Origin of the sequence: Faecalibacterium duncaniae (assembly GCF_010509575.1) — a bacterium.
GTDB lineage: Bacteria > Bacillota > Clostridia > Oscillospirales > Ruminococcaceae > Faecalibacterium > Faecalibacterium duncaniae.
Map to the genome: position 1 here is coordinate 1567172 of NZ_CP048437.1, position 25991 is coordinate 1593162.

Sequence of the window (25991 nt, forward strand, 5' to 3'; positions counted from 1 at the left end):
GTATCCCTGAAAAAAGCAATGCCTGTTCCAGGCTTACAAGGAGTTGCGTTTCCATGAAAAGAGCTGCGATCATTGGCTGCGGCACCATCTTTCAGGTTCATCTGCCCATCATTGTGGCAAATCCTGAGATCGAACTGTGTGCCGTGTGCGATAACAATCCCGCTGTGCAGGAAAAGCTGCCTGCTGCAGCAAAGGCCGTGCCGTTCTATACGGACTATGAGGAGCTTCTGGAAAAGGAGCATCCCGATGTGGTACATCTCTGCCTGCCGCATTACCTGCATGTGCCCGTGTCGGAGTACTTTGCTTCCCACGGTGTGAATGTCTTCTGCGAGAAGCCGGTGGGTCTGAACACCGCACAGGCCAAGGAGTTCGTGGAATTTGAGGCTGCGCACCCTGAGGTCAAGATCGGCATCTGCCTGCAGAATCGTCTGAACCGCACCACCGTTGAACTGAAAAAGATCATTGATGGCGGCGAATATGGCAAGGTCATCGGCTGCCGCGGCTTTGTACCCTGGTTCCGCGGCAAGGCTTACTATGACGAACAACCCTGGCGCGGCCAGCTGGAAACTGCTGGCGGCGGCTGCATGATTAACCAGAGTGTCCACACGCTGGATCTGCTGTATTATCTGTGCGGCGACATCGATGCCATCCATGGCTCGGTGAATCAGCTGGCAGATTACGGCATTGAGGTCGAGGACACCGTAGCTGCCCGCCTGCACTTTGCTAATGGTGCAAACGGTGTGTTCTTTGCCACCAACTGTGATTACACCAACGAGAGCGTCCAGATCAAGGTTGCCTGTGAAAAGGCTTCCTTCCTGATCGAGGATGATGCTTTGTTCCGGATCGACGCAGATGGTGTGCGCACCAAGCTGTGCGAGAATGAGAAGCTGCCCGGTGCCAAGTTCTATTTTGGTGCTTCTCATGGCATCCTGATCAACAAATTTTACCGTGCCATTGAGAACAACACAGACGATTACATCCATGTAAGAGATGCGGAAATGAGCATCCGGCTGATCGATGCCATCCATGCAAGCAGCAAGGCTGGCCATCCCGTTGCTCCGTGACCGCAAAACACAGATAGAAGGAGAAATGAACCATGGCAAACAAAGGTTTGATCGGTGTTCAGATGAGCACCATTGCCCCCGCTAAGATGCCTCACTTCGACGCATACGAGAGCATGGGCAAGCTGGCTGATATCGGCTATCACTGCGTTGAGATCTCTCAGGTCCCCATGACCGCTGAGAACGTTGCAGGCTTCCGCAAGGCTATCGACGAGCTGGGCCTGAATGTCTCTTCCTGCACCGCATCCACCTCTCCCATGCTGCCCGGTATGCCCGGCGAGTTCCTGTGCAATCCCGACGACTATAAGAAGATCGTTGAGGACTGCCGTAAGCTGGACTGCGATATGCTGCGCATCGGCATGCTGCCCATGACCTGCATGGGCAACTACCAGAAGGCTGTGGATTTCGCCAAGGAAGCAAATGAGTATGCTCTGAAGCTGAAGGAAGACGGCATTGACCTGTACTACCACAACCATCACGTAGAGTTCGTTCGTTACGACGGCGAGTTCCTGCTGGACATCATCCGCGCAAATGCTCCTGCTCTGGGCTTTGAGCTGGACAGCCACTGGATCCACCGCGGCGGCCAGGACCCTGTTAAGTTCATCAAGAAGTATGCCGGCAGCATCCGTCTGGTCCACCTGAAGGATTACCGCATCGGTGAGATGCCCATCCCCGAGGGCGGCGTGGACTTCACCAGCAAGGAAGGCATGATGAAGTTCATGAGCAACTTCACCAACATTGTGCAGTTTGCTGAGGTTGGCGAAGGCACTCTGGATATGCCCGCTATCATCCAGGCTGGCCTGGAGGGCGGCGGCGAGTACTTCCTGGTGGAGCAGGATGACTGCTATGGCCGTGATCCGTTCGATAGCCTGAAGATCAGCCACGACAACCTGGTCAAGATGGGCTTCGGCGACTGGTTCTAATTGAAAAGTTTCTGAGGAGTCGTTTTTTACGATCCGATAAAATGAAATCGATGCTGTTTTGCGGAAATGCAGAGCAGCATCGATTTTTTATGTTTCAGGGTTCTGCTTTGTAACACGCTCCAAAATGTTGAAAATATTTTGTGCAAGTTTCACAGTTTTCTATTTGAGCCTTTGGTGGTACAATAGATGTGGAAATTCATAAACCGCTGGAGGAGCTACATGGCCGAAAAAAGTATTGAGTTGGATAGTGTGGAGATCGCCGCTGCCATCTTTGGCAACTGTGACCGCAACATTCGTCTATTGGAAAAGGAGTTCTCTGTCACGGCAGTCTGCCGGGGTACGATGCTTCGCCTCTCTGGCGAGGAGGCCAACGTGGCCGCTGCTGTGCGTGCCGTGGAGGGGATGCTGCTCCTGATCGAAAACCACACGCCGCTGGAGGATCAGACGGTGCGCTACTGCCTGAGCCTTGCTCACGATGGAAAGGAGCAGCGTGTCCGGGAGCTGACTGAGGATTTTGTCACGGTCACGGTCAAGGGCCGCCCCATCCGCCCCAAGACACTGGGCCAAAAGGAATATCTGAATGCTATCCGCAAGAACGCGGTGACCTTTGGCGTGGGTCCCGCCGGTACCGGCAAGACCTATCTGGCCGTTGCAATGGCGGTCAAAGCGTTCAAGGCCAAGGATGTTTCCCGCATTGTGCTGACCCGCCCCGCCGTGGAAGCAGGTGAGAAGCTGGGTTTTCTACCCGGTGATCTGCAGCAGAAGGTGGACCCTTACCTGCGCCCTCTCTACGATGGCCTGTTCGATATGCTGGGTGCTGAGACCTATGAGCGCCTGGTGGAAAAGCAGATCATTGAGGTTGCTCCGCTGGCATATATGCGCGGCCGCACGCTGGATGATTCCTTTATCATCCTGGATGAGGCGCAGAACACTACACCGGAGCAGATGAAGATGTTTCTTACCCGTATGGGTGTAGGTTCCAAGGTGGTTGTGACCGGCGATGTGACCCAGATCGATCTGCCGGACCGTACCCGCAGCGGCCTTGTGGATGCGCTGCACATTCTCAAGAACGTGGATGGCATTGCACAGTGCTATTTTACGGAGAAGGATGTTGTCCGCCATCGTCTGGTGCAGGAGATCATCAAGGCCTACGAAGCGGCTGCGCACCCGGCCAAGCGTTGAAACCGACGCGGAAAGCTGCAATTGCAGCATAAAATGAAGGGAGAGGAATGTTATGTCCAATAAAGTTTTGATCACCAATTCACAGAAAGCCGTAAAAGTGCCTTCGGGCCTGCGGATCCTGATCCGCCGCGCCTGCAACGCTGTGCTGGAATATGAGCACTTCGATGAGCCTGCTGAGATCAGCGTGACTTTTGTGGATAACGCTGCCATTGCAGAGCTGAACAACCAGTATCGCAACAAGCCGATGCCCACCGATGTGTTGAGCTTTCCTCTGGGAGAAAACGGCGTTTACGACGTGGATGAGAACAACGGCTGCAAGATGCTGGGGGATATCGTCATCAGCATGGAACGTGCTCAGGAGCAGGCAACGCTCTACGGCCATCCGCTGCAGCGTGAGGTCGCCTTCCTGACCGTTCACTCCATGCTGCATCTGCTGGGCTATGACCATGAGAACGGTGGTCTGGAAGCTATGCGGATGCGCGAAAAGGAAGAGGCTGTGCTGACCCAGCTTGGCCTGCCCCGCACCGTCAGCTATACGGAATGATCACAGATTTCGGCAAAGGATAGGAGTTCAATTTTGAAAAACGCAGCACCCATGCAGCAGCATTACGATACCTCATCTGTGTTCGTGGCGGTCATCGGCCGCCCGAACGTGGGCAAATCCAGCCTAACCAATCGTCTGGTGGGGGAGAAGGTGGCCATTGTTACCTCCAAACCCCAGACGACCCGCACCCGCATCACCGGCGTTGTGACCCGCGGCCCTCTGCAGTATGTTTTGCTGGACACCCCGGGCGTGCATAAGGCCCACAATAAGCTTGGCAAGCGGATGGACAAGACGGCCAGCGATTCCATCGCGGATGTGGATGTCTCCATGATGCTGTTTGAGCCATACGGTGCCCTGAATGAGCCGGAAATGGTTCTGGTGGACGCTCTGCGCAGCAGCGGCGGCCCTGCCATTGCAGTCATCAATAAAACCGATCTTGTCAAGGAGCCTGCTGATCTGGAAGCCCGCAAGGCTGAGCTCAAGGAGCTGGGTGTGTTTGATGCCATTTACACCGTAAGCGTCCGGGCAGACGACCACTGTGAGGAACTGTTCGATGCCCTGAGCCAGTATGCTGTGGAGGGCCCGCACTACTTTGACGATGATGCCTACACCGATATGCCGGAAAAGGAACTGGTGGCGGAGGTCATCCGTGAAAAGGCACTGCTGTATATGCGGGATGAGATCCCGCACGGCATTGCGGTCGTGGTGGAGCGTTTCAAGGAGCGCCCCGGTACAGATCTGGTGGATATCGATGTAAATATCTACTGCGAGCGCGAGAGCCATAAGGGCATGGTCATTGGCAAGGGTGGTGCGATGCTGAAAAAGATCGCCAGCTCTGCCCGTGCGGACTGCGAAGAGTTTCTGGGCTGCCGGGTCAACCTGCAGTGCTGGGTCAAGGTCAAAGCAGATTGGCGGGACAATGAGTTTCTGCTGAACAACTTTGGCTTCAAACAGAACCCGAATAATCGTTGATTTTTCTCTTTACATTGCCCGGGACACTGCTCGGGCAGGGAGAATATGCAGATGGATACGATCGTAACACCTGGGCTTGTGTTAAAAGAGACCCGGTACAAGGAATCTGACCGGATTCTGACCATTCTTACACCGGAGCTGGGGGTCATTTCGGCCTCAGCACAGAGCAGCCTGCGGCTGAAGAACAAATTATTCAGCGCCTGCGGGCTTTTTTGCTACTCTGAATTTGTGCTGCTGCCCGGCCGGAATATGTACACCATCCGAGAAGCGGAAGTGCGCAACGTATTTCATGGCATTTCCTCCACCATCGAGGGGATGAGCCTTGCCATGTATCTTGCCGAGATGGCGGCGGCACTTTCTCCTACGGGGGAGGAAGCTGCCAAGGAACTGCGCCTGCTGCTGAACTGCCTGTATATGATCAGCGAGGGTAAAACCGACCTGCATGTGGTCAAGGCTGTGTTTGAGCTGCGCACCATGAGCGAGTGCGGCTTTCTGCCGCAGCTGGTCTGCTGCAAGATCTGTGAAAAATACGATGGCCCCGCGTTTTATCTTGACCCGCAGGAGGGCATTCTGCTCTGTGAGGACTGTGCGAAAAAGGCGGGCAAGACCTGCAATCTGGACACGGGTGCCTTGTATGCCTTGCGTCATATCTGCCTTGTAGAAGATAAGAAAATATTTGCATTCAAAATCTCGGTCGGCAGTCTGGCAAAGCTGTCTGCGGTGGCAGAGCGCTACGCTTTGACCCACCTGGACAAACCGCTGAAAAGTTACGACTTTTTGAAATCCGTTCTGCCTTGACCGGGATAAACAATTTTGATATAGGGAACAAACATGGAAACAAGCTATTTGAAAACTTTAGAGCTTGATAAGATCATTGCGCGTGCATCCGAGGGCTGCGTGTGCAAGGAAGCTAGAGAGCAGCTGCTGGCTCTGGAGCCTCAGTGCGACCCTGATGAGGTGCGTTACGCGCTGGAACAGACCGATGCCATCAACAGTCTGCTCATCAAAAACGGGTCTCCGCGCTTTGGCGGGGTAGAGGGTGTCAGCTCTCTGGTAGCCCGTGCGGTCAAGGGCGGTGTGCTCTCCATGGGGGAACTGCTGATGGTGGCCGGCGCTCTGCGCAACTTTCAGAACCTGACCAGCTGGTATGGCTCCTCGGAACATGATGCCCTGCCTACAGATGATCTGTTCTACGCGCTGGCACCTCAGCCCGGGCTGGAGCAGCAGATCTCCAGCGCCATTCTGGCTCCGGATGCCATGGCAGACACGGCTTCCCACACCCTGAACGAGCTGCGCAAAAAGATCCGCGCTACGGAGAACAGCATCCGCGACCGGCTGGAAAGCATGGTTCGCAATATGGATACCTCCAAGTATTTGCAGGAGAGTGTGGTCTCCATTCGCAATGGACGGTATGTTGTGCCCGTTAAGAGCGAGTATCGCGGCGAGGTGAGCGGCATCATCCATGATGTCTCGTCCACCGGTGCTACTGTCTTTGTGGAGCCGCAGGCGGTCGTGGAAGCAAATGCACGCATTCTGCAGTATCGTGCACAAGAAGCGCAGGAGATCGAACGCATTCTGGTGGCATTTACGGCACAGGTAGCTGCCATTGAGCCTCAGTTCCAGTACAGCTACAAGGCAATGCTGGAAATTGATGTGCTGTTGGCAAAGGCTCGTCTGGCTCTGGATATGAAGGCATTCAAGCCCTCTGTCCGCACCGACAGCTCCTTTTCGCTCATCCGGGCGCGTCATCCGCTCATTGACCCCAAAAAGTGTGTACCTGTGGACATTGCGTTGGGTAAAGAGTACGATTCGCTCATCATCACCGGCCCGAACACCGGCGGTAAAACCGTCACCCTGAAAACGGCGGGTCTGCTGTGTGCAATGGCACAGTGCGGCTTCCTGATTCCTGCCGATGAACGCAGTGAGATCTGCGTGTTCGATGAATTTCTTGTGGACATCGGTGATGAGCAGAGCATCGAACAGAGCCTTTCTACTTTCTCCGGCCACATGAAGAAGATCACCGGTATTCTGGAACTTGCCATGCCGCACACGCTGGTCTTATTGGATGAGCTTGGCGCGGGTACTGACCCTGCCGAAGGTGCAGCGCTGGCCGTGGCCATCATCGAGGAACTACGCCGCCGCGGTGTGCTGCTGATGGCAACCACTCACTACGCCGAACTGAAGGTGTTTGCGCTGGAAACCAAGGGTGTAGTCAATGCCAGCTGTGAGTTTGATCTGGAGACACTGCGCCCGACTTACAAGCTGAGCGTAGGTGTGCCCGGCAAGTCCAACGCCTTCCTCATCAGTGAGAAGCTGGGCATCCCGGAGCGTGTCATTGAGGCAGCCCAACAGCATCTGTCTGCCGAGGATAAGCGCCTGGATGCAGTTTTGGGCCAGCTGGACGACCTGAAGCTACAGCTGAAAGAGAGCCAGGACGAGGTTGAGGAGCTGAAGAATGAGGCTTCTCACCAGCTGGAGGCCGCTCAAAAAAAGCGGGATGAATTGATCCAGCAGGGCGAAAACGAGTTGGAAGCTGCCCGTGCCAAGGCCCGTGCGCTGGCACAGCAGGTGGAAAGCAAGGCGTATGCACTGACCGATGAGCTGCGCCAGCTGCAGAAGGACGAGCGCCTGAGCACCCAGCAGAAAGCCCAACGTGCCCGCGAGATTGCAAAGAAAGAGTCTGAAAAGCTCTTTATCGGTACCGAGGTGGTGCATAACCCTGTCAAGGAGTTTGTCCCACTGAAAGAAGTCAAGGTAGGGCAGGAGGTCTGCATTGCAGAGCTCAACCAGCTGGCCACCGTGCTGGCACTGCCGGATAAAAACGGCGATGTTCTGGTGCGTGCCGGCATCATCAAGACCAAGATCCCGCTCAAGGGCCTGAAGCAGCCGGATAAGCTCATCAAAGAGCCTCAGCCCAAAACCAAGGCACAGCAGCGCTATTCCCGCCTGACGGGCGATGCAAACCGGCTCAACGGCAGAGTAGAGCGTGTGCAGCGTTCGGCCAAAATGGAGCTGAATCTGCTGGGCCTGACTGTGGATGAAGCTCTGCCTGAGGTGGATGCTTATATCGATCGCGCCATTCTGAACGGTCAGACAGTGGTGTATCTGATCCATGGCAACGGTACCGGTGCTCTGCGCACCGCGATTCATAAACATCTGCGCGGCAACCGGATGGTCAAAAGCTTCCGGCTGGGACGTTACGGTGAGGGCGAGAGCGGTGTGACCGTGGTTGAATTGAAGTAAAAACATACCGGGAGTTTCCCGGCAGCGCCCGTCCGGAAGATCATTCTTTGGGCGGGCGTTTCTTATAAAACGGCAGGGATGTCATCATGGCAAAACATTCGGTACAGCGCAAAAGAAAGAAAAGGGGCAATAGTTTTTCCTTTGGCAGAGCAGTGGTTCTGGTTCTCTGTTTTATTGGTGTCAGTTTTGGGCTGTATCTGTGGCAGGCGGCTTTCTCCATTGGACAGCCAACACCGACCGTAGACGATGATGATTTTCGTCCGACCATTGGTGAGCCGCCGTACCGTATTGTGATCGATGCAGGACATGGCGGCTCAGATCCAGGGGCAAGGGGAGTGGTGCAGGAAAGCGAGATGACCGCTGCCACAGCGGAGGCTTTGAGCGCCTGGCTGGAGCGTGACCCCAATTATATCCCACTGACCACCCGGGAAAGTTACGACAGCACCGCAAAACCTGCTGAACGCGCCGCTGCCGCCAATGCACAGGATCCGGATCTGTTGTTGTCTGTCCACGGCAATTCGGCACCCGAAGGCTCCAGCGCAGCCGGGTTTGAATGTTATCCGGCTGTTCCGGGACGAGCATACCATCAGGAGAGCTATTATTTTGCAAAGCAGCTTGCCGGGGCTATGCAGGCGGCAGGGGCCAGCCTGCGGGGACGCGGGGGAATCCGATATATCTATTACCAAGGGGAAGTAAAACAGTTGGTGGAGAGCAGCCACAAGGAAGTGCGGGTAGAGCGCAGCTTTACGATTCTGGAAGATGTAAATTGTCCAGCAGTGCTGGCAGAGCAGTGTTTTGTGACCAGCGATACCGATGTAGCCCAGTTCGGCAGTAAGGACGGATGTAAGCGGACTGCGCGTGCATACTATGAAGCAATCTGCGCATACTTTGAAACCACACCATTGTCGGAAGAGTGATGGGTACATATTTTCTATAACAACAGTTGATCGGTCAGACCCTCTGAGATCTCAGAACCAGCAGCGGGAAGAGAGAGGAGGGTCTGATTTTTTGATTATTCTCTTTTCATATAATGCAGGTTATGCGAAACATAGGGGAGTGAAAAAGCCCTCTTTTCCAGTTTTAGGCGTTTTTAAGGCCGCCTCGGCTCAATCTGAGCTCCGGCGGCCTGTTTTACAATAACTGTGTATTTTGCGTTTTTTACACACGTTTTTCCTGTTATTGATCTGTTTGATCTGTTACAGCATCCGATTCATTACAACGACCGTATAGTCCTGCGTGTGATTTCTCAATCCGGTATCTGTGAACTGATTCTTTTTCCAGAACGATTCACTTTGCTTGTTGCCATCCACATAACCCAGCCGGATATACTCGTAACCCAGACTGTGCAGATACACACACAGCTCTGTGATGATCCTGCTTCCAATGCCATGTCCCTGTACAGAACGTTCCATCATAAAGAATCCGATGAAGCAGCTTCGTTCCGTTGGATAATGGTCAATAAAGTCCATCACAGCCACAAGCTGCTCGGCATCATCAAAAAATCCGAGATAATACTTATCCTGAGGTTCGTCCATTTTGCGCTGCGGCAAGGCACACATATCATCCCGAATGCTTCCCTCAGTTACAAATGGCGGACAATGTTCATAAAACTGTGTGTTTTTCTCACAAAGAGCTAAAATCAGCGGAATATCGCGCTTTGTCAACATCTGCACATGATAACTCTTAGAGAAGTTGATATAGTTCATACAGTTTCCTTATCCCCGGGCATAGAAGAGATATCCACCCGGATGCCATCATTGGCAGCACCCTCAAAAGCTTCCATCGGGCTGGCAGCTTCTTCAACATCCATCGAATCGGCGTTATTTTTCACTCTGTTCTCCCCTGCTGCCCGTTTTGTTGTATCCAAGCGTGCTTTTTCGGGTGTGACCGTGCCCAGCGGGTTCTGCTCAATGGCGGCACGCACCTGAAATTCTTGCAGATGCGTATAAATTTGCGTTGTACCCACACTGCTGTGACCCAGCAGCTGCTTAAGGGTCAGAATATCCACATTGCCGGTCTGATACATCAGCGTTGCCGCAGTGTGACGCAGCTTATGGGTGGAAAAGCCCTTGAGCCCGGCCGCTTTCATGGCACCGGTGACGAGCTGCTCCACCCTGCGGTTGGAAATGCGCTCCTTCCGGCGGCGCGTCACAAACACAGCCTTTTCCTTTGGATTCAGGCCCTCCATCGTGTTGCGTTTGGCCAGGTAGAGCTGCAGGGCTTCGACGCAGGCCTCATTCAGATAGACCATCCGTTCCTTGTGGCCCTTGCCAAAGAGCCTGATCTGCCGCTGTTCCAGGTCGATATCGCCCAGATCCATGCCCACCAACTCAGAAAGCCGCATTCCGCAGTTCAGGAACAGAACCACCATGCAGTAATCCCGCTCCGGAAAATCGCTCTGATATTGCGTGCTCTCCAGCAGATCCATGGACTGTTCCGCTGTCAGATATTTTGGCAGGACTTTATCCTGCTTGGGCGGCTTGATGGAGGCAGTCGGGTTCTCTGTCAGCTTATTGACCTGATTGACCAAGTAATCATAAAAGCCGTGCAGGCTGGCCAGCCGCCGGGCGGTCGAGGATTTCTTGTTGCCGCATTCGCGGTTCAGAAAATAGAGGTATTCATAGATGTCCTCTTTGCTCACACTGCCCCAGAAGGCCGTATCCAGACCCTTGGGGTCAATATCCTTGATCTCCGTATCTGCCGGAACCAGCCCGCGGCGGCGTTTCATAAAACGGGAAAAACCGCGCAGATCGCAGTAATAACTGAAGGCCGTGTTGGCGCTTTTGCCCGCGATCACCTCCAGGTACCGCACATATTCCACAATATCCGGCGAAGCATCATCAAACGGCGGATGCTTGCCCGGATTTTTTTCATCAAGATAGATCGACATAGTTTCTCCGTAAATTCGTTACAACCGGTCTGATTTCAATGCATGGATCGCATCCGAGATATAAGCCGCACCTATCAGCTTCATGCCCGGATAATCTGCCGGGTTCAGGTGGGCAAGGCTATGTTTTGGCACCACAGCCCGCTCAAAGCCGATGCGCTCGGCTTCCCGCAGGCGTTGTTCAAGGTTGGGCACACTGCGCACCTCACCGCCCAGACCCACTTCCCCAATGGCAATGAGCTTATCGCTCACGGGGCAGTCCAGCAGAGACGACACCATACACAGGCAGACCGCCAGATCGCAGGCAGTATCCCGCAGGGCAATGCCGCCCACTATGTTGATATAGACATCCAGATTGCCAAAGAAATACCCTGCCCGTTTTTCCAGAACGGCAATGAGCAGATTCATGCGGTTATAATCATAGCCGCTGCAGGCACGGCGCGGTGCCGGGAAATTCGTTTTGGTGGCAAGGGCCTGGATCTCGCTTAGAATGGGGCGGCTGCCCTCCATCGTACAGGCGACGCAGTTACCGGAAACCCCCAGCGGACGGCCTTCCAAAAGCATCTGGGAAGGGTTTTCGATCTCCTCCAGCCCCTGCCCTGTCATATCAAACATGCCCAGTTCATTGGTGGAGCCATAGCGGTTCTTGGCAGCTCGCAGAATGCGATAAGGCAGCATTTTGTCGCCCTCAAAGTAGAGCACAGTATCCACGATGTGCTCCATGACCTTGGGGCCTGCAATGGCTCCGTCTTTGTTGACATGGCCCACAATGAACATGGGGATCTCCTGCTTTTTGGCTACCGCCAGCAGACGGGCGGCGCTCTCCTTGACCTGACTGACCGTACCGGCCGAGGAAGAAAGATCCATACAGCGCATCGTCTGGATAGAGTCGATGACTACAAGCTCCGGCTTTTCCTTTTCAATCAGGCCGCAGATCTCGTCCACATCGTTCTCCGCAGCAAGATAGATGTTCTCCTGCGGCACTTTCAACCGCGCAGCACGCAGTTTGACCTGACGGACAGATTCCTCACCCGTGATATACAGAACAGAATGCTGGTTGGAGATGGCACCGCAGAGCTGCAAAAGCATCGTAGATTTGCCAACACCCGGTTCTCCGCTGAGCAAAACCACGCCGCCCAGCACGATGCCGCCGCCCAGCACCCGGTCAAGCTCCGATATGCCGGTCAGGATGCGGCTTTTCTCTTCCGTAGTGCTGATATCGGCCAACCGCCGGGCCGTCAGCGAGGTGACACCCTCCTGCCGGGCAGGTGCTGCCGCTTTGCTGCTGGAAAGCCCTGCCTTGGGCGCTTCCGCAACAACATCCTCATTCATGGTATTCCAGCTGCCGCAGCTGGGGCAGCGGCCCATCCAGCGCGGGCTGGTTTCACCGCAGTTGGAGCAGACGTAAACAGTTTTGAGCTTTGGTTCCTTCATGGTGCACTCCCTGCAAAAACGCCGCTGGAAAAGCGGCGCTCAATTTCATTGTTCTGTTTTAGTTTACCACATTCTGTTGTCTGCCGCAACTGCTCCCTTACTTTACCTCAACAACGGTGATATTTTGGGCTGTCACACTGCTCTTGCTCAACACAATGTCACGGATCTGCGCTACCTGTGCAGCCGTTAAGGCATCGCCCGAGGTCATAACAGTCAGATCGGCCCGACCTGACTGCAGAAAGCAGAGACAATCCGCAAACCCCTTGGCCTTGACCAGTGTCTCGATCTCGTTTTCCGCGTTGAGATCCGCAAGGTTTCCGGTCAGCTGGCTGGTATACTCCTTCTTTTCTTCCGTGGAGAGAGAAGCGGATTTCAGCGCTTTCTGAATGCTGTCCATGGCTTCATCGTGGGCTTTGGTCCGCTTGAGCCGCGCTTCTTCAAAGAACTTGGAGCCGCTGTTGTTTGCAACGCTCACAAGCTGAGCTTCGCCATAATTCTTGTTGGCACTGGAAACCGCTTCGGCTTCAGTCATCAGTTCATCCGTAACGGGAACGGTCTCCTGACTGACGGCAGAGACGTTGACTGCATCCTCTTCCAGCGTCACACCGGTGCGGGCATACTGCCAGTTCAGATAAACGGCAATGACCAGTGCTGCTGCCAGAGTAATGGCTGTTGCTTTGCGGGTATTCTTCGAGATGGCTCTCATAGCTGTTTCCTCCTTATATTACATGGTGCGTTATCCTTTGCGCTGTTCTACACAAATTCGATTGGCCGAAAGATCCAGCAGTGCCCGGACAAGCTCTGTGATACGAGCGGCGACCCGGACATCTCCCCCACCATCACAGACAACAGCCACACCGCAGACGGCAGGCAGATAGGTCGTCTCTTCCAGGGCGGAGCCATCCTCCAGCAGAACATGGGTCTCCTGGTTCTGCATCTGGCCGGACTGCGTATCCACAGCATAGATCGTTTCTTCCCCACTTTCCAGTGTCACCATCACAACGGTTTTTCCTGCCCCATCGAGCTGTTCGATCAGCTCTGTCAGCTGTGTTTCCAATTGCTCCCGGTAGGCAGTTTCTGAAACAGCAGCAGAACTGCCTGCATTTGCTGCGGTTTTTGCGGGGGTCGAGAATAATTCTGAGAATAAGATCAGCAGCATTGCCGCCACACCCAGAATGATTGCGAGCTGGGTGCGGTTTTGCTTCTGGAGCAAACCGGCAAAGAGGCTCTGTTCCCTGCTCTTCATCCGGAAAGGTTCCCCTCCTTTGCTTCCTGTCCGCTGCTGCGGGCATCCAGTTCAGCCTGAATGGCATCTTCCAGCGTGCCCATGGATGCGGGCGAAAGATCCGGCACAGAAAAGGACTGAACTTCTGTCCGGAGCTGAGGGATGACCTGTAAAAGCACCACTAAAATATATAGTCCAGCCACGGCTTTTATGCACCGTCGGGCCCAGCTGTTTCCTGTGAGCCGGGCCAGCAGCTCTGCGCAGATACAGGCAGTGCAAAAGACCACAGCTGCGCTTTTCAATGTCTGCATCAAACGCCTCCCAGCATAAAAAGAAGTGCGGTTCCTGTTACGGCCAGCCCGAAAAAGAGCGCGATACAGGCCATCATACACCGGACAGCAGAAGCAAAACAGGTAAGCAGTGCCTGTCCACGGTTGTTTCCGGTCAGGCTGCACAGCGTACCGCAGAGAATGATACATCCCAGATGCGCAAGCATCCCGAGATACAGTGGCAGAAACTCAGCCAATAAAATCAGGATAGCGGCCATTCCAAGGCCGCTTTTGAGCAATTGGATGCCTGCCAGAACAGCCTCGGAAGCATCGCTCAAACTCTGCCCCACAATGGGAATGGTGCCGGTGAGAAACTGTCCTGTGCGCAGCGCCGTTCGGTCGAGCTGTGCGGCAGAGATGCGCTGGAATCCCAACAGTGCAGCCAGCAGCTTTCCAGTAAGGGAAAGTCCCTTTTGCAGCAGTGTCCCTGCCGCTTTGCACAGGTTCCCCAGGCAGCTCTGTTCCGTGATACAGCAAGCCATGCTCAATGCAAGGAAGCATTCCAGAATGGGCGGTACAAAGGCCGTCAGGGCCTGTGCCAGCAGACAAAGCAATGTCAGAAAAAAGCCGCTTGCGGCGGCCCCGGCACTTGTCTCACCACCCATGATCAGAACACCGGCATAGACAGGAAGAAAACCGGAGAGAAAGCGGTTCCAGCTTTCGATCTGCGCGCACAGCTGCCGGGCAATTTCAAGCAATGGTTCCCACAGGAGGATCCCACACCCACCGGCGCAGACAGGATCACACCAGCTGTGATCACCTTCCTCCCCCAGAAACAGACTGACTATGGCAGACAGGAGCAGAAACAACAGCAGTGCGGCATAACCGCGGATGCTTTCCCGCAGTGTCTGGAACAGAGACGAAGTGCAAAAACTTTGCAGAACGCTCCACGGGTCTTCTGCTACCTGCAAAGCATCCACAGGGCTTTGGTCAAGATAAGGCTGCCAGAGCTCTGCTCCCGGCAGCTGTGTGTGCAAACCGGCACTCTCTGCCGCAAAAACTGTCGGGGCGCACAGGCAGAGGCTTGTTCCCACCAGCAGAAAAGCCCACCACTTCCAGTTCTTCATCTTGCAATGCTCCCAATCGTCTGCAGGATCTCTTCCAGCAAGGGCCACGCCGCTGCCAGTACAAGACACCGACCTGCCAGTCCAACACACCACCCTAAAGATTCTGCCCCGGCTTCCTCACACAGGGTGCGGGTATAATCTGTCAGCAGAACGATAGCCGCACTCCGTACAAGGCAGGAAAAAGCCCCGCTGTCAGCTTGTCCAGCCAGGCGTGCTATGCCGGAAAGTACTGTCCGGATGCTTGTCCCTGCCCGCACCAGCAGCACCAGCGCTGCCCCAAGGGAGAGCAGGAGTGCATAGGCGGGGGCCTGCTTTTCCAGAACTGCATAGAGCAGTGCCGCGAGCAGCGCAATGCCGAACACAGCCACGGCTGCACTCATAGTGCAAACAGCGACTTGATGGTAACGAACAGCACACTGATCTGTTTGACCAGGATGGACAGCACGACCACCAGACCGGCCAATGTCGTCATCATTGCCTGATCCTCCCGCCCGGAGCGGATCAGCAGTTGGTTCAGCACGGCAACAATGATGCCAATGGCCGCAATTTTGAAGATAAGGTCAATCTCCATCCGCGTCCTCTCCTTTTGAGCTGATTCATCCCAGCAGAATGGCAGCTGCAAGCCCGACGGCCAGGCCCAGCTTGTGCGAAAGCATCGACTGCGTCCGGGCCGCAGCTTCACCTTCCTGCAAGGCTGCCTGAAACTGTGCCTGATACAATTCAAGCCGTCTGCACTCCTGCTCCGCTTCCAACCGCCCCAGGCCTGAAAAACATTCTGAGAAGCGGGTGCGTTCTTCTAAGGTCAGGGAGGGAAAGGGCTCCAGCGTTTGTAACGAAACCGTTTCTGGTGGAAGCTGCCCATCCTGTATCAATTTCCGGCAGAGAAGATTCAGGTCACTGCGGCGGAAGCTGATTTCCTGATGCAGCGTTTCCAGCAGATCCAGGGTTTTGCGCAGGGCTTCCAGATGCGCCTGCGCCTGCTGATGAAAGCTGTCGCCTGCGCACCAGCCGCAGACGACAAAACAGCAGACACTCAACCAGCGCAGAGGGCTCATAGAAACCGCACCTCCCCGATGCAGCCGGGTGCTTGTCTACCGGTCAGCCAGACGAGCACCCGCACCGCGCCGCGCTCCATCAGATATTTTACCTGTGGGCGCATGGTCGCCTCTTCGGGTGTGGCAGCATGAAGGGTGGCAATAAAATCCACCCCGCTGAACAGGCCCTGCTCCAGCGCTGTGACCTCATCCAGACCTCCCAGCTCATCCAGCAGGATCACCTGTGGCGAAAGGGTGCGCAATGCCATCTGCACTGCTTGTCCCTTGGGGAGCCCGGCAAGAACATCCAGCGCCTCGCCGTGTGTATTCCCGGCAAAGAGCTCCCGCCGTTCATCAATGACCGAAAGGATCTTCTGCTGCCGGACGAGCTCCCGGGCAATACTGCGCAGCAATGTGGTCTTGCCGCTGCCCGGCTCTCCAACAAGAAGCATCCCGATGAAATGCCCCCGCAATGCTGCGGTCAGTTCCTGTGGAAGCGGAACGGTCTTTTCCCGGGCAATGCGCAGGTTGACAGAGGTAAGCTCCTGCAGAACCGTGCCCTGTTCCGGGTTTTGCAAAAAACGCCCGCCAAGCCCTGCCCGACAGCCATTTTCCAGTGTAACATAGCCCTGTGCGATCTCTGTCTGATGGGTATGGACTGAACCGCCGCAGAGGGTGAACAGGATCTCTTCCATCTGCAACGGGGTCAGCTGCATCGTTTGCAGTGCATTCAGTTCAGGTGCCAGCTGTGCAGGTGTGCAGCTGCACCCCTGCACCGTAAACTGTGGAGCACAGCCCAGCCGGAGCCGCAGCTCATGTACAGTTTCCGCATCTTTTGACGGGAGCTGCCCCAGCGGCCTTGCCAGCCATTGGGGCAGTGTCTGCACCACCTGATAATACTCGTCCATCTTCTGTTCTCCTTCCGTGTCCTTTGCCATCAGTGTATGCACCGGCCCGGAGGTTAGAACCCGCAGGGCGCAGAAAAGCCCGCACAGCATCCAAACTGTACGGGCTTTTTAGAACAGGTTTTCTGATTATTGCTGGGACTTATCCTCTGCGATCATAGCAAGAAACTCTACCTCGGTCAGCACAGGCACACCCAGTGCCTGTGCTTTGGTCAGCTTGGAACCTGCGGCGGCACCAGCCACCACATACGCTGTTTTTTTGGAAACAGAACCGCTTGCTTTGCCGCCATTCTTTACGATAAGTGCCTCAGCTTCACTGCGGGAGAGTGTTTCCAGCGTTCCGGTCACGACCAGCGTTTTCCCGGCGAGCTTATCGCCCTTGGGCTCCCCCTTCCATTGCATGTTCACACCGGCATCGGCCAGACGGTGCACCAGATCCGTTGTGCCATCCTTGGCAAAGAATTCAGTCACGCTCTGGGCCATCACGCCGCCAAAACCATCAATCTCGCCGATCTGCTCCTCGGTTGCTTCCCGGATGGCCTGCAGAGAGCCAAAATGCTCTGCCAGCAATGCGGCGGCTTTATCGCCGATGTTGCGGATTCCAAACGCAAACATCAGCTTATCCAGATTGTTCTGCTTGGAAGCTTCGATCGCCTGCAGAAGATTGTTTGCGCTCTTTTCCTTGAACTTTTCCAGCGTGAGCAGCTGCTCTATTGTCAAGTCATAGAGATCTGCCGCAGAGTGTACCAGCCCTTTATCCACCAGCTGCGTGGCGACCATGGTGCCCAGACCGTCGATGTCCATGGCATCCCGGGATGCAAAGTGGATGATATTGCGGAGTGCCTGTGCGGGGCATTCCGGGTTGACACAGCGCAAAGCAGCTTCATCTTCCAGGTGCACTGCCGGAGCACCGCAGGAAGGGCAAAATTCCGGCATCTGGTAAGGCTGAGCGTCCGGTTCGTGGCGGGTCACACCGATGACCTCCGGAATGATATCACCCGCCTTGCGCACCTGAATGGTATCTCCGATACACAGACCCAGTTGACGGATAAAATCTTCATTGTGAAGGGTGGCACGGGAAACCGTGGTACCTGCCAGAAACACCGGGTCAAAACAGGCGGTGGGAGTCAGAACGCCGGTGCGTCCCACGCCGACTTCAATACTGCGCAATGTGGTCTCCTTGACCTCGGGCGGATACTTGAACGCAATGGCCCAGCGCGGGAATTTGTTGGTGGAGCCCAGCAGTTCCCGCTGTGCAAAGTTGTTCACCTTGATCACAGCACCGTCCATATCAAAATCCAGTGCTGCACGGTTCTGGCCGATCTGCTCGATCTCTGCAATGGCATCCTCGATATCATGCACGATATGATAACGCGGGGAGACCGGCAGGCCCAGACTCTTGAGGTAGTCGAGGCTTTCGGCATGGCTGGTCAGTTCCCTGCCCCGCACCTGCTGGACGTTGAATACGAAGATGGACAACCCCCGGCTGCCGGTGATCTTAGAATCCTTCTGACGCAGAGACCCTGCGGCAGCATTGCGCGGATTTTTGAACGGTGCCGCACCCTGTAATTCCTGTTCCGCACAAAGGTGCTGGAAGGCATCGTGCGGCATGTAGACCTCGCCGCGCACTTCCAGATATTCCGGGGCATTTTTCAAAGTCTTTGGAATACGCTTGATAGCCTTGACATTGGCTGTCACATCTTCACCCACCACGCCGTCGCCGCGGGTGGAAGCACGCACAAGTACGCCGTTCTCATATTCCAAGCTGCAGGAAAGGCCGTCGATCTTGATCTCGACGACATATTCCGGCTCGATCCCGGCTTCCCGTACCCGGCGGTCGAAATCGCGCAGTTCATCGAAGGAAAACGCATCCAAAAGGCTTTCCATCTTCACAGCATGTGTCACCTTGGCAAAGCGCCCGCTGGGGGTTCCGCCCACTTTCTGGGTCGGAGAATTCGCAGTGACCAGCTGCGGGAATTCTGCTTCCAATGCTTTCAGCTCCCGGGTCAAAGCGTCATATTCAAAATCCTCCAGCTCCGGGGCATCCTGATCATAGTATAAACGGTTGTTCCTTTCAATGATCACGCGTAGCTCTTCCGCGCGTTTGCGTGCCTGTTCCAGTTCCACGTTCGTTTACTCTCCTTTTCCCAATACCAATACTGTAATTATACCATATTTCAAAAGCAAAATACAGCCAAAAGTGCTGCCGGTGACTCGGGAGTGAACGTGCCGAATCCTAACAAGACAGTCGCTTTATTTTGCCCAGGTGGGTTCCTCCGTGCCATCATAATCGAACAGGCCGTCATTTTTCTCTTCCATGGCCTTGATCATGTGGTAGGTGTATTCGTTATACGGCGTGGGAATCCCAAGCTCCTTTCCCATCCGCATCAGCGCTCCCGAGAACATATCGATCTCTGTATGCCGTCCGGCATCCAGATCCTGCAGAGTGGAATAACGGGCTGTGGCAGGAACAGCGCATCCGTGGCTGACGGCATCTGCGATGCGCAGATCAATGCCCCGTGCAGTTGCAATGGCTTCCAGTTCCCGGCGCAGGCCATCGCTGATGGCTTTCATGTGGACGCTGTCCCGGTAGCAGCCCACACCGGCTCCCAGAATCGCCTGCGGCAGATTGTTGCAGACGTTCAGCCGGAACTTGCTCCACATCTCTTCCTGAATGTGTTCCGTAACCCGGAAGTTGACCCCGGAATCCGTGAACAGTTCCCGCACTGCCTTGACACGTTCACTCTCAAACGGTGCAAATCGCTCGCCATAGATTACACCAAGTGTTGCATCCGGGTCAAAATGGTAACCATCCGCTTCCTTGTGAGACGCAACCTTGATGAAGGAATACAGCAGATGCTCTGCACCCACCTGTGCGGCGATCAGCTCCTCGCTGTCCACACCATTCATCAGACTCATCACAACGGTATTGCTGCCGACAGCGGTCTTGATGCTTTCCAAAGCTCCGGGCAGTGAGCCATATTTCAGTGCAACGACCAACAGGTCTACGCCCTGCGCTTCCTGCGGGGTCCAGACCTCCGGGCGGTAAACTGCTCCATTGATGGCGCAGCCGCTTTCTTTCAGCCGCCGGGCACGGTCACCTTCCGCGATCACACCCAGACGGATATTATCCTTTTTAGAAAGCCCCCAGATGATGTAAGAGCCCACCGCTCCAGCGCCCAAAATGGCAACAGATTGTATTTTCATGTTAGATTCCCCCTCTTTGATTTGTCCGATTCCATTGTAGCACGAATTCGATTTGCTGGAAAGAGAAATGAAAATGCAAAGCTATTTTTGCACATAGATTTTACAGCAATTTGATTGCAGCGGATGCTGATGTGCCGCGGGGCAGCGGATATGCTGGGCGCAACCTTCAAATTGACCGCAAACGGTGCCAAAGTGCTTTAAAGCAGAACAAAAAGCCCCCGGAGAACTTTTTGCGGTTCTCCGGGGGCTGATTTTACGCGTTATAAAACATAGATACGTCTGTTATTCTCAGATAGAAATCGTATTACAAACGTCAATGAGCACGGGGTCAAGCGTCTTGGTCATCTCCAACGCCTCATCCACGGGGTAATCCACAAGGTGCTCACCCTTCATACCAACGATACGGTTGTACTTACCCTGCTCCAGCAGGCAGACAGCGTGATAGCCCATTGCGGAAGCATTCACGCGGTCACGCAGAGTGGGAGAGCCACCGCGCTGGACATGGCCCAGAATGGTAGCACGGGTATCGATGCCGGTGCGGGCCTGGATCTCGTTGGCAATCTCCTGAGAGTGGCCAATGCCCTCGGCAACGATGACAATGAAGTGGCGCTTACCGGTGCGCTGCGTCTCGGTGATTTTATCCAGAATGTCGTGCTGCATATCGAATTCCTTTTCGGGCAGCAGCACAGCCATGGCACCGGAGGCAATGGCAACGTTCAGAGCGATGTAACCCGCATTGCGGCCCATGACCTCGACCACGCTGCAGCGGTCATGGCTCTGGGTGGTATCGCGCAGCTTGTCGATCATTTCCAGGGCGGTGTTCATTGCGGTATCGTAGCCGATGGTGTAATCGGTGCAGGCGATATCATTATCGATGGTGCCGGGCAGACCGATCATCGGAATGCCGCGGTGTGCCAGCTCACGGGCACCGCGGTAGGAGCCGTCGCCGCCGATGACCACCAGCGCGTCAATGCCCAGCTCACGGCACTTTGCAGCGCCCTTGTCCTGGCCCTCCTTGGTCTTGAACTCCAGGCAGCGGGCCGTATACAGGATGGTGCCACCGGCAGAGATGATATTGGAAACGCTGCGCAGGTTCATTTCAAAGCACTCGCCGTCCAGCAGGCCATTGTAGCCGCGCTGAATGCCGATCATACGGAAGCCCTTGTGCAGGCCTGCACGGACAACGGCGCGAACTGCAGCATTCATACCCGGAGCGTCGCCGCCGCTGGTCAGCACACCAATCGTTTTGATTTGCTTTTCCATGGAAAGATTCCCTCCAATTGTTTCGTCATTTACCTATGGAGCACTTACCCTCTCTCTTTGGGCACCAGCTCCATCGCCTTGCTCAGATCATAACTTGCCTTTAGACATTATAACACAGTTCCCGCTTGAATCCAATACCTTTTTGGCACTTCGTTAAAAGTTTATTAAAATTCACAGGCGTACGTCTTGGTGTTGTTTTTGGCACACGTGCACCTGGTTTGAATCGTTCCTGCGCATGTCATTTTGTTGCAACATTCTTTTCGCCCACGATGCGCTGCAGTTCCTCAAAGAAAAGCGGATGCCCTGACGTATACAGCCTGCGGGGAGCCGCCAGCTTCTGTTTTGTGTCCTCCAGATAGAAGATCACCGGCATATCACCGTCAAAAATCTCCAGCAGATTGACCACCTTGGCGTACTCCGGGCTGGTGCGGGAGGGCAGCCGGACGTAGAGCCGCCGGGCTGCATCCCGCATCTGATTTGGGCGGTTGTCCTGTGGCCTGACGGGGTTATAGCCCTCAATGGGCGAAATACTCTCGGCGACCAGGCGGGCAGGTTCATCCTCTCGGATAGACAGGCGGCCCTCAATGACCACGACCGCGTTATCGTGCAGCACGTCCCGGAATGTTTCCAGTGTACGCGGGAACACGATGACCTCCATGGTGCCGGTCAGATCCTCTACGCTGGTATAGGCCATCATGCTGTTGGTCTTTGTCGTCACCATTTTGCTCTTGACAATGGTGCAGACGATGCGGACATGGCTATTGTCCGGCACATTGGCATCCTCACCGGTCAGAGCTTTGATGGTGTGGGTTGCAAACTGAGCTGACTGCTCCCGGTAGGCATCCAGTGGATGACCGGAAAGGTACAGGCCGCTGACCTCTTTCTCCTGTTGGAGCAGCTCGGCGTGGGTATACTCAGGGCAGGGCTTGATCTCATAGCTGTCGGCGGCAGACGTATTGTCCGTGCCGCTCATCATCGAGAAGAGGTCGATCTGACCATCCAGATTCTTCCGGCTGTCACTCTCGATGCTCTTGAGCACGCCCTCAGTTGCTTCGACCAGACTGCGGCGGTTGGAGCCGAGATTATCAAAGGCACCGGCCTTGATGAGGCTTTCCACAGTGCGGCGGTTCAGCTCGGTACCATGCATCCGTTTGCAGAAATCGTACAGGCTGGTATAAGGCTTTTCCTGCCGCTCCTCTACGGAGCGTTCAATCAGCCGGGTGCCGACATTTTTCACGGCGTTCAGGCCAAACCGGATCCGGCCACTGTCCTCTGCAGTAAAGCCGCTGCCCGAGATATTGATATCCGGCGGCAGGACCTTGATCCCCAGCCGGGCGCACTCGCCGGAATACTCGATGACCTTGCCAGTGTTGTCCAGGACACTGGTCAGCAGCGCAGCCATAAACTCGCTGGGGTAATGGCACTTGAGGTAGGCTGTCTGGAATGCCACATAGGCATAACAGGCAGCATGACTCTTGTTGAATGCGTAGGACGCAAAGCTGGACATCTCATCGTAAATTTCGTTTGCAATCTTTTCCGAGATGCCGTTTGCCACACAGCCCGGGCACTCGTTGCCGGGGTCTGTGCAGCCGTGGACAAAATGTTCCCGCTCTGCCTCCATCACAGCGTGTTTCTTCTTGCTCATGGCACGGCGGACATTATCTGCCTGCCCGAACGAGAAGCCTGCCAGCTCCCGGAAGATCTGCATGACCTGTTCCTGATAGACGATGCAGCCATTGGTCACATCCAGAATGTGGGCCAGCTGCGGGGTCTTATAGCTGATTTTGTCCGGTTCATGGCGGTTGCGCAGGTAGGTCGGGATGGAATCCATCGGGCCGGGGCGGTACAGGCTGATCAGAGCGATGACATCTTCCAAATTCTGCGGCTGCAGGCCCACCAGCACCTGCTTCATACCCGAGGATTCAAGCTGGAACACGCCTTCGGTCTCACCCCGGGAGAGCATTTTGTAGGTTTCGGGATCGTCATAATCCAGCTTGGCGATGGAGAAATCCGGTTCTTTTTTCTGAATGGCCAGCTCCGCATCCCGGATGACCGTCAGGGTGCGCAGACCGAGGAAGTCCATCTTCAGCAGGCCCAGCTCCTCGATCTCCGTCATGTTGAACTGGGTCACGGGCAGGCCATCGTTTGTGGCAAGGGGCAGATAGTAATCCGTTGGTTCCGGGGTAATCACAACACCGGCTGCATGGGTAGAAGCGTGGCGGGGCATTCCCTCCACCTTCATGGCAGTGTCGAGCAGTTCCGTCACCTTCGGGTCCGTTTCATACATCCGCCTGAGCTCCGGTGAGACCTCCAACGCATGTTTGATGGTCATTTTGAGCTCCGCCGGGACCTGCTTTGCTACTACATCCACTTCCTGATACGGCATTCCCATCACACGGCCCACATCGCGGATCGCATTGCGGGCAGCCATGGTGCCAAAGGTAACGATCTGGGCTACATGGTCAGCGCCATACTTGCGGTTGACGTAGTCGATCACTTCCTGGCGGCGCTCGTAGCAGAAGTCTACGTCGAAATCGGGCATACTGACACGTTCCGGGTTCAGAAAGCGCTCAAAGATCAGGTTATAGCGGATGGGGTCAATGTCAGTGATGCCCACGCTGTATGCTGCGATACTGCCCGCACCGGAGCCACGGCCCGGGCCCACCGGGATTCCCTGGCTCTTGGCATAGTTGACGTAATCCCAGACGATGAGGTAATAGTTGGTATAGCCCATCGTCTTGATGACACTGATCTCGTAGTTCAGGCGGTCTTTGTTGGCCTGCGGCACATTGGAACCGTAGCGGCGCTCCAGACCCTCCCAGCAGAGCTTTTCAAAGAACGCCTGGTTGTCCATGCCGCCAGGGGCCTTATAATACGGAATTTTGGTGTTACCAAACTCAAAATCAAAATTGCACTGGTCGGCAATGATCCGTGTGTTGGCACAGGCATCCGGCACCATGGCAAACAGATCGTACATCTCATCCGTTGTTTTAACGTAGAATTCGTCGGTCTGGAACTCCATACGGTCGGCATCCTGCATGGTTTTTCCGGTCTGGATGCAGAGCAGGATCGCCTGCATCTTGGCATCCTCCTTGCGCAGGTAGTGGGAGTCGTTGGTGGCTGCCATAGGGATGCCGGTCTCCCGTGCCAGCTTGATGAGCTGGGGCAGCACAATGTTATCCTCTTCCAGCCCGTGATCCTGCAATTCAATGTAGTAATTGCCCTCACCAAAGAGGTCGCGATACCACAAGGCAGAAGCCTTAGCGCGCTCGTAATCGCCGGACAGGATCGCCTGCGGGATCTCACCCGCCAGGCAGGCAGAGAGGCAGATGAGGCCTTCGTGGTATTGCTCCAGCAGCTGCTTATCCACACGCGGCTTGGAGTAGAAGCCCTCGATAAAGGCGGCAGAAACCAGCTTGGCAAGGTTTTTATAGCCTGTCTCGTTCTTGCACAACAGGATCAGATGATTGTTGCCATCGATCTTGTTCACCTTATCAAAGCGGGTGCGGGTGGCCACATAGACCTCACAGCCGATGATGGGCTTGATGCCCGCCTTTTTGGCTGCCTTGTAGAACTGCACACAGCCGTACATCACACCGTGGTCGGTGCAGGCAATGGCAGTCTGGCCACACTCCTTCACCCGATCCATCAGCTGGTCGATGCGGCAGGCACCGTCCAGCAGGCTGTATTCTGTATGGATATGGAGGTGGACGAAGTCTCTTCCCTGCTTATTGCCCTCACTGGGTTCGATCATTTCGTTTCCTCCTTTTCCGCGTTTTCTTCCAATCTTCTGCGCAGATCCTCTGCCAGCGCTTCCAGCTTCTTCATCCGGTGCGAAAGTCCCGATTTGCTCACGGGCGGGTCAAAGCAGGCACACAGAGCTGTCAGGGACAAGTCCGGATTTTCCATTCGAATGGCCGCGGCCTGCTGCAAGACCTCGGGCAGTGTTTCCAGCGCACCCTGCTCCTGCAAAAAACGGATTGCACGGGTGGTCTGGGCATTGGCCCGGGCCGTTTTGCCCAGATTTGCGGTATCACAATTGGTCTGACGGTTGATCTGGTTGCGCAGCTGCTTGACTGCCTTCTTGGCATTCATCCGGGCCGAAGCTTCTGCCGCTCCCATAAACGCAAGGATGCGCTCCACGCTGGCGCTGCTTTTGACGTAAATCAGGTTTACGCCGTTGCGGCGGGTACGGTGGGGCGCAAATTCATGCTCAGCAAGCAGGGCCTCAAAATCCTTTGCAAGGTTGGTGCGTCCGGTCAGAAATTCCAGATTATACTCCTTCTGTGGGTCCGTCACAGTGCCGCCGCACAGGAACGCCGTGCTGATATAGGCACTCACGCAGGTCTGACACCGGATGAGCCCCGGGTCGATCTGCAAGCTTGTCTCGCTGCCCGTGGTGCCGAACAGCTCGTGCATCCGGCGCACCTGCTCCGGTTCCCGGATGCCGAACTCATATACCACACCGCTGGGGCGGGGCTTTTCCAGCACCGCGCCCTGCACGCCGCAGCGGGCAAACAACTGTTCGGCCACACGGGCGGTCAGCTCCTGTTCAGTCTGCAGCACAAGGCCCCGTGCATCAAAATATTTGGCAAAGCAGGCGATGCCATAGGCTGCCGCCCGCACACAGCAATCCTTTTGCAGCTGCAAACTGCGCTGTGCGATCTCTTCCCGTGCCTGGGATGCAAAACTCATGTCGCTCTCATTTCTGTTCT

24 protein-coding genes are annotated in these 25991 nt (G+C 55.2%); 8 read left to right on the top strand and 16 right to left on the bottom strand.

Annotated features, from left to right (window positions below; translation table 11 throughout):
* Positions 1-53: 53 nt before the first annotated feature.
* The 8 genes from GXM22_RS07615 to GXM22_RS07650 all read left to right on the top strand — a co-directional run bounded on the left by GXM22_RS07615 (position 54) and on the right by GXM22_RS07650 (position 8842).
* The gene (locus tag GXM22_RS07615; protein WP_005934245.1) at positions 54-1064 is read left to right on the top strand and encodes a Gfo/Idh/MocA family protein; all 1011 of its coding nucleotides are present in this window, start codon (positions 54-56) and stop codon (positions 1062-1064) included.
* A gap of 32 nt (positions 1065-1096) precedes the next feature.
* Positions 1097-1984: a sugar phosphate isomerase/epimerase family protein gene (locus GXM22_RS07620; protein ID WP_005934249.1), complete on the top strand. Its 888-nt coding sequence runs from the start codon at positions 1097-1099 to the stop codon at positions 1982-1984.
* 219 nt (positions 1985-2203) lie between these two features.
* Positions 2204-3166, top strand: coding sequence for a PhoH family protein (locus GXM22_RS07625; protein WP_035394446.1), 963 nt, complete (start codon positions 2204-2206; stop codon positions 3164-3166).
* Positions 3167-3218: 52 nt separating this feature from the next.
* Positions 3219-3710, top strand: a complete 492-nt coding sequence (gene ybeY, locus GXM22_RS07630) for an rRNA maturation RNase YbeY (RefSeq protein WP_005934255.1) — start codon at positions 3219-3221, stop codon at positions 3708-3710.
* Between the two features lie 51 nt (positions 3711-3761).
* Positions 3762-4682, top strand: coding sequence for a GTPase Era (gene era, locus GXM22_RS07635; RefSeq protein ID WP_005934257.1), 921 nt, complete (start codon positions 3762-3764; stop codon positions 4680-4682).
* 51 nt (positions 4683-4733) lie between these two features.
* Entirely contained in the window at positions 4734-5480 is a 747-nt protein-coding gene (gene recO / locus GXM22_RS07640; RefSeq protein WP_035394449.1) for a DNA repair protein RecO, read from the top strand.
* A gap of 33 nt (positions 5481-5513) precedes the next feature.
* Positions 5514-7925 carry an endonuclease MutS2 gene (locus GXM22_RS07645; RefSeq protein WP_005934261.1) on the top strand — a complete coding sequence of 804 codons (2412 nt, stop codon included), beginning with the start codon at positions 5514-5516 and terminating at the stop codon, positions 7923-7925.
* A gap of 86 nt (positions 7926-8011) precedes the next feature.
* Entirely contained in the window at positions 8012-8842 is an 831-nt protein-coding gene (locus GXM22_RS07650) for an N-acetylmuramoyl-L-alanine amidase family protein (protein WP_005934265.1), read from the top strand.
* A gap of 279 nt (positions 8843-9121) precedes the next feature.
* Here the strand turns inward: GXM22_RS07650 and GXM22_RS07655 are convergent, their stop codons facing one another.
* The 16 genes from GXM22_RS07655 to whiA all read right to left on the bottom strand — a co-directional run bounded on the left by GXM22_RS07655 (position 9122) and on the right by whiA (position 25971).
* Positions 9122-9631 (bottom strand): GNAT family N-acetyltransferase, encoded by a 510-nt coding sequence (locus GXM22_RS07655; protein WP_005934269.1) that lies wholly within the window; start codon positions 9629-9631, stop codon positions 9122-9124.
* Positions 9628-10815 carry a tyrosine-type recombinase/integrase gene (locus tag GXM22_RS07660; protein ID WP_005934271.1) on the bottom strand — a complete coding sequence of 396 codons (1188 nt, stop codon included), beginning with the start codon at positions 10813-10815 and terminating at the stop codon, positions 9628-9630. Before GXM22_RS07660 ends, GXM22_RS07655 begins: the two co-directional genes overlap by 4 nt.
* A gap of 18 nt (positions 10816-10833) precedes the next feature.
* Entirely contained in the window at positions 10834-12246 is a 1413-nt protein-coding gene (gene radA / locus GXM22_RS07665) for a DNA repair protein RadA (RefSeq protein WP_082210792.1), read from the bottom strand.
* Between the two features lie 97 nt (positions 12247-12343).
* Complete coding sequence (locus GXM22_RS07670; RefSeq protein ID WP_005934277.1) at positions 12344-12952, bottom strand: SpoIIIAH-like family protein; 609 nt, start codon at positions 12950-12952, stop codon at positions 12344-12346.
* A 30-nt stretch (positions 12953-12982) separates the two neighbouring features.
* Positions 12983-13492, bottom strand: coding sequence for a hypothetical protein (locus GXM22_RS07675; protein ID WP_005934280.1), 510 nt, complete (start codon positions 13490-13492; stop codon positions 12983-12985).
* Positions 13489-13782, bottom strand: a complete 294-nt coding sequence (locus GXM22_RS07680; RefSeq protein ID WP_005934282.1) for a hypothetical protein — start codon at positions 13780-13782, stop codon at positions 13489-13491. The genes GXM22_RS07675 and GXM22_RS07680 overlap by 4 nt, the downstream gene beginning before the upstream one ends.
* Positions 13782-14867: a stage III sporulation protein AE gene (locus GXM22_RS07685; RefSeq protein WP_097771957.1), complete on the bottom strand. Its 1086-nt coding sequence runs from the start codon at positions 14865-14867 to the stop codon at positions 13782-13784. Before GXM22_RS07685 ends, GXM22_RS07680 begins: the two co-directional genes overlap by 1 nt.
* Complete coding sequence (locus GXM22_RS07690) at positions 14864-15247, bottom strand: SpoIIIAC/SpoIIIAD family protein (RefSeq protein WP_005934290.1); 384 nt, start codon at positions 15245-15247, stop codon at positions 14864-14866. The genes GXM22_RS07685 and GXM22_RS07690 overlap by 4 nt, the downstream gene beginning before the upstream one ends.
* Positions 15244-15438, bottom strand: coding sequence for a stage III sporulation protein AC (gene spoIIIAC / locus GXM22_RS07695; RefSeq protein ID WP_005934292.1), 195 nt, complete (start codon positions 15436-15438; stop codon positions 15244-15246). Before spoIIIAC ends, GXM22_RS07690 begins: the two co-directional genes overlap by 4 nt.
* A gap of 25 nt (positions 15439-15463) precedes the next feature.
* Entirely contained in the window at positions 15464-15922 is a 459-nt protein-coding gene (locus GXM22_RS07700) for a stage III sporulation protein AB (RefSeq protein ID WP_005934294.1), read from the bottom strand.
* Complete coding sequence (locus tag GXM22_RS07705) at positions 15919-16839, bottom strand: ATPase, T2SS/T4P/T4SS family (RefSeq protein WP_242651656.1); 921 nt, start codon at positions 16837-16839, stop codon at positions 15919-15921. The genes GXM22_RS07700 and GXM22_RS07705 overlap by 4 nt, the downstream gene beginning before the upstream one ends.
* 96 nt (positions 16840-16935) lie before the next feature.
* Complete coding sequence (ligA, locus tag GXM22_RS07710) at positions 16936-18933, bottom strand: NAD-dependent DNA ligase LigA (RefSeq protein ID WP_097771956.1); 1998 nt, start codon at positions 18931-18933, stop codon at positions 16936-16938.
* Between the two features lie 126 nt (positions 18934-19059).
* Positions 19060-20013, bottom strand: coding sequence for a ketopantoate reductase family protein (locus GXM22_RS07715; protein WP_097771955.1), 954 nt, complete (start codon positions 20011-20013; stop codon positions 19060-19062).
* Between the two features lie 288 nt (positions 20014-20301).
* Complete coding sequence (gene pfkA, locus GXM22_RS07725; RefSeq protein WP_097771144.1) at positions 20302-21276, bottom strand: 6-phosphofructokinase; 975 nt, start codon at positions 21274-21276, stop codon at positions 20302-20304.
* Between the two features lie 238 nt (positions 21277-21514).
* Positions 21515-25030 carry a DNA polymerase III subunit alpha gene (locus tag GXM22_RS07730; RefSeq protein ID WP_005934311.1) on the bottom strand — a complete coding sequence of 1172 codons (3516 nt, stop codon included), beginning with the start codon at positions 25028-25030 and terminating at the stop codon, positions 21515-21517.
* Complete coding sequence (gene whiA, locus GXM22_RS07735) at positions 25027-25971, bottom strand: DNA-binding protein WhiA (protein ID WP_005934313.1); 945 nt, start codon at positions 25969-25971, stop codon at positions 25027-25029. The genes GXM22_RS07730 and whiA overlap by 4 nt, the downstream gene beginning before the upstream one ends.
* Between the last annotated feature and the right edge of the window lie 20 nt (positions 25972-25991).

Coding starts and splice junctions, on each gene's coding strand:
- GXM22_RS07615 (WP_005934245.1), top strand. CDS start 54: ATGAAAAGAGCTGCGATCATTGGCTGCGGCACCATCTTTCAGGTTCAT.
- GXM22_RS07620 (WP_005934249.1), top strand. CDS start 1,097: ATGGCAAACAAAGGTTTGATCGGTGTTCAGATGAGCACCATTGCCCCC.
- GXM22_RS07625 (WP_035394446.1), top strand. CDS start 2,204: ATGGCCGAAAAAAGTATTGAGTTGGATAGTGTGGAGATCGCCGCTGCC.
- ybeY (WP_005934255.1), top strand. CDS start 3,219: ATGTCCAATAAAGTTTTGATCACCAATTCACAGAAAGCCGTAAAAGTG.
- era (WP_005934257.1), top strand. CDS start 3,762: ATGCAGCAGCATTACGATACCTCATCTGTGTTCGTGGCGGTCATCGGC.
- recO (WP_035394449.1), top strand. CDS start 4,734: ATGGATACGATCGTAACACCTGGGCTTGTGTTAAAAGAGACCCGGTAC.
- GXM22_RS07645 (WP_005934261.1), top strand. CDS start 5,514: ATGGAAACAAGCTATTTGAAAACTTTAGAGCTTGATAAGATCATTGCG.
- GXM22_RS07650 (WP_005934265.1), top strand. CDS start 8,012: ATGGCAAAACATTCGGTACAGCGCAAAAGAAAGAAAAGGGGCAATAGT.
- GXM22_RS07655 (WP_005934269.1), bottom strand. CDS start 9,631: ATGAACTATATCAACTTCTCTAAGAGTTATCATGTGCAGATGTTGACA.
- GXM22_RS07660 (WP_005934271.1), bottom strand. CDS start 10,815: ATGTCGATCTATCTTGATGAAAAAAATCCGGGCAAGCATCCGCCGTTT.
- radA (WP_082210792.1), bottom strand. CDS start 12,246: ATGAAGGAACCAAAGCTCAAAACTGTTTACGTCTGCTCCAACTGCGGT.
- GXM22_RS07670 (WP_005934277.1), bottom strand. CDS start 12,952: ATGAGAGCCATCTCGAAGAATACCCGCAAAGCAACAGCCATTACTCTG.
- GXM22_RS07675 (WP_005934280.1), bottom strand. CDS start 13,492: ATGAAGAGCAGGGAACAGAGCCTCTTTGCCGGTTTGCTCCAGAAGCAA.
- GXM22_RS07680 (WP_005934282.1), bottom strand. CDS start 13,782: ATGCAGACATTGAAAAGCGCAGCTGTGGTCTTTTGCACTGCCTGTATC.
- GXM22_RS07685 (WP_097771957.1), bottom strand. CDS start 14,867: ATGAAGAACTGGAAGTGGTGGGCTTTTCTGCTGGTGGGAACAAGCCTC.
- GXM22_RS07690 (WP_005934290.1), bottom strand. CDS start 15,247: ATGAGTGCAGCCGTGGCTGTGTTCGGCATTGCGCTGCTCGCGGCACTG.
- spoIIIAC (WP_005934292.1), bottom strand. CDS start 15,438: ATGGAGATTGACCTTATCTTCAAAATTGCGGCCATTGGCATCATTGTT.
- GXM22_RS07700 (WP_005934294.1), bottom strand. CDS start 15,922: ATGAGCCCTCTGCGCTGGTTGAGTGTCTGCTGTTTTGTCGTCTGCGGC.
- GXM22_RS07705 (WP_242651656.1), bottom strand. CDS start 16,839: ATGGCAAAGGACACGGAAGGAGAACAGAAGATGGACGAGTATTATCAG.
- GXM22_RS07715 (WP_097771955.1), bottom strand. CDS start 20,013: ATGAAAATACAATCTGTTGCCATTTTGGGCGCTGGAGCGGTGGGCTCT.
- pfkA (WP_097771144.1), bottom strand. CDS start 21,276: ATGGAAAAGCAAATCAAAACGATTGGTGTGCTGACCAGCGGCGGCGAC.
- GXM22_RS07730 (WP_005934311.1), bottom strand. CDS start 25,030: ATGATCGAACCCAGTGAGGGCAATAAGCAGGGAAGAGACTTCGTCCAC.
- whiA (WP_005934313.1), bottom strand. CDS start 25,971: ATGAGTTTTGCATCCCAGGCACGGGAAGAGATCGCACAGCGCAGTTTG.